The 2,808-nt window shown below is 57.3% G+C and carries 2 protein-coding genes and 1 pseudogene; 1 reads left to right on the top strand and 2 read right to left on the bottom strand.

Annotated features, from left to right (window positions below; translation table 11 throughout):
• On the top strand, window positions 1–760 hold a 760-nt coding region (locus tag ACILRA_RS21785), incomplete at its 5' end, for a hypothetical protein (RefSeq protein WP_395664134.1).
• A gap of 844 nt (window positions 761–1,604) precedes the next feature.
• Here ACILRA_RS21785 and ACILRA_RS21790 read toward each other — a convergent pair.
• A complete protein-coding gene (locus ACILRA_RS21790; RefSeq protein WP_395664135.1) occupies window positions 1,605–2,600 on the bottom strand; it encodes an ABC transporter permease in 996 nt (331 codons plus the stop codon).
• A gap of 74 nt (window positions 2,601–2,674) precedes the next feature.
• A pseudogene (locus tag ACILRA_RS21795) lies at window positions 2,675–2,808 on the bottom strand (sugar ABC transporter substrate-binding protein); the annotation flags it as partial.

The following is a 2,808-nucleotide window of genomic DNA, read 5'->3' on the forward strand; positions in this document are numbered from 1 at the left end:
GAATCAGGTCCGAGGGCTCGATACACAAGACGATCGTGCTGCCATTCAGCACTTCGGCGAAAGTCTCTCCCGGAAACCCGAGCGTCGAGAATACATGGTACTTGCGGCCTTCTTTGCAATGGGCGCCCGACTGCAAGAATGGGGGGGGGTCAGGCAGATTCTGGTCTCTCCACACCCCGTATCTTCCGGAGCTCCTGGCTGCGCAGCAAAACTAAAGACACGACATGTCATTGTAGTAAGTCAGCTTTCATTCGATATCACTACCGTACTCTGTGCTTTCCATTTGGCGAGCGCGAGGTCTCCTGATTATTCGTGCCCGACTTCGCCGGAACACGAAACTGCAAACGACATTCGCATCAAGCGGCGAGCCTCCCGCAATGCCGGAGCGCCCGCGTCACTCAATGCCGCCGAGTTGATGCGCAACGAGGTCAATGGCACGCTCTGCATCGGGAAAGATGATGACAAGGATGGGCATACCACCGCTATCGTCGCCCTGGCAGGCACCAAAGCTTTCGCCGATCTTTCGACCACCCAGACCCTTGGCGGTGCCAAGACATTTTCTGTTGTGCCAAACTCTTCTTTGGATGCCTCCGGCCGCACAGATATCTTGCGCAAGAGCCGGATGGACACGCTGCTCGCCAGAAAGACGCCGTTTACGTCTCCGGCCCTGACAGTTCCCCCGACCGCGCCTTCAGCGGTACCACCAACACGACCCAGATCACCAACACAGCGTTCGTGCGGATCGTCTTTTCAGGAATAGGTGCGGGCGACACGTTGAAATCGGTCCATGATGCTTCGAACAACGAACGAGTCTATGTCGCCGAGACTGCGGAGGCCGTGCCATGGACCGGGGTCACCGGGAAACCTTGGAGAGGGATGGATGCCTCCATGCTGGCGATTTATACTGCGTCACAGTGGGTCTGGATCGCCTCGGTGAGGATGCTACCGGGCTCGACGCGATTGACCATCATGCCGTAAGGCTTGATGCACAAAAGTGGAAACCACTTTTGCGATGAGATCATGCTCAAGAAATTGATCTTGCGCACGTTCTGTTCGACCAGGTGATTCCACTTGATCTGAGAGCGCGTTAGCCGCAGAACTCCAATGCCGCAGCCTTGATGAACCCGTTGATGACGGATTTGCTGGCCGCGCAATGCCCGTATGCTGCATTGGCCTCATAGGGGCCGGTGATCGACGAGGTAAACAGCTTGTAGCCTTAGCGATGGGGCCTCATGACGGGGAGGACGGAGCGCGCGGCTCTGAAAACACCTTGCAGATTTATGCCAAGCACACGGCCCCCATTTCTCAGGCGACGTCTGCTCGATCCACTGCTACGGATAGATCCCGGAATTCTGCACAGAGATGTCGAGCTGCCAAATCTCGCCCAAGCTGGTGCCAAATCCCTTGGTGCGTCCTTCAGTCCAAATATATCGATGCGAATGAACTCGGCACTCATCTCGCGTGCTGTGGTGCTTCCCCGGCTGTATCATCGATGCCGTCCAGCCTAAGGTGTGCGCCTTCTTACCTGAAGTGAAGGGTTACACCCTTTCCGATCGCAGTCGCGGAATCGATAACCTGCGCCACGCGTTCCTTGAGACGGCCCGTCATGTGAGTCTCTTGCGTATGGTTTGCTTGAAGGTGTCAAGCATCACCGCCGCCAGCACCAGAAGACCATGAATGACCTGCGTGACATTGGCTGGCAGACCCATGAGATTGATCGCGGTGTTGATGGACGAAAGAAGCAGCACGCCCGCATAGACACCGGGCAGAGAACCGACACCGCCCTTCAGGCTCACGCCACCAATCACCACGGCAGCAAAGGCGTTGAACAGCATGCCGACGGCAAGGTTTGCCGTGGCGCCCGAGGTGCGGATGGTCAGCAGCCAGCCTGCCAGGCCTGCTGTTGCTCCTGCCAAGACGAAGACAATCACAAGGTTGCGGTTGACGCGAATACCGGCACGATGGGTTGCCGTTTCATTGCCTCCGATCATCTTGAGATGGCGGCCGAAGGGCGTCTTCATCATCATGAAAGAGAAGGCGATGAAGCAAAGTATGGCAATCCAGGCGGTCAGCGGCAGGCCCAGCAGGCGCTGTATGCCGAACCAGCGGATGCCGGGGTCGAGGTCCTGGGCAGACCGTCCCCCGGAGATTGCGACTACAAGGCCGCGCACCCAGATATAGGCGGCGAGTGTAATGATGAAGGCATTCATCTTGGCCTTCACGATCAGGAACCCGTTGAAGAGGCCGATCACGCCGCCAATTGCCAACGCGGCAGCAAGGGAGATGGGCACCGCAAGCCATTCTGGTGTCAGCTTGATGCCGAGGCCTATGCCGGCAGAGCAAAAGAGAATACCTACGCCCATCGCCGCGAGTGCCGCGACGGATTCAACCGAGAGGTCCATCTGCCCGGCGATAATGACGAGGGCCAGCCCAATTGACATGACGCCCAGCACGCTGGAGGCCTCAATGATGTTGGCGAAGATGCTAGGCTGGAAATAATTGGGGACGAAAAGAGAAAAGACGGCCAGTACAAAAAACAGCATGAACCAGACGAGGTTATCGAGGATGAATTCCACCCGCTGACGTGTTTGCGATGTCATGTCTGGCCAGGTCCCGAGATGCGTGAAAGAAGGACCTCCGGGTGGATTACCCGGAGATCCATTGGCGAAGTTTGCTATTCGACCGACTTGACGGCACCCGCCGGTGGCTTCAGGTTGCCCCAGAATGCAGGATTGTCGACATTGTCCTTGCTGATCGCGGCGCCCGGGATCTTGATGTTCGGACCCCACGCTTCGATCGTTACCATTG

This window comes from Aestuariivirga sp. (genome assembly GCF_044239095.1).
Classification (GTDB): Bacteria; Pseudomonadota; Alphaproteobacteria; order Rhizobiales; family Aestuariivirgaceae; genus Aestuariivirga.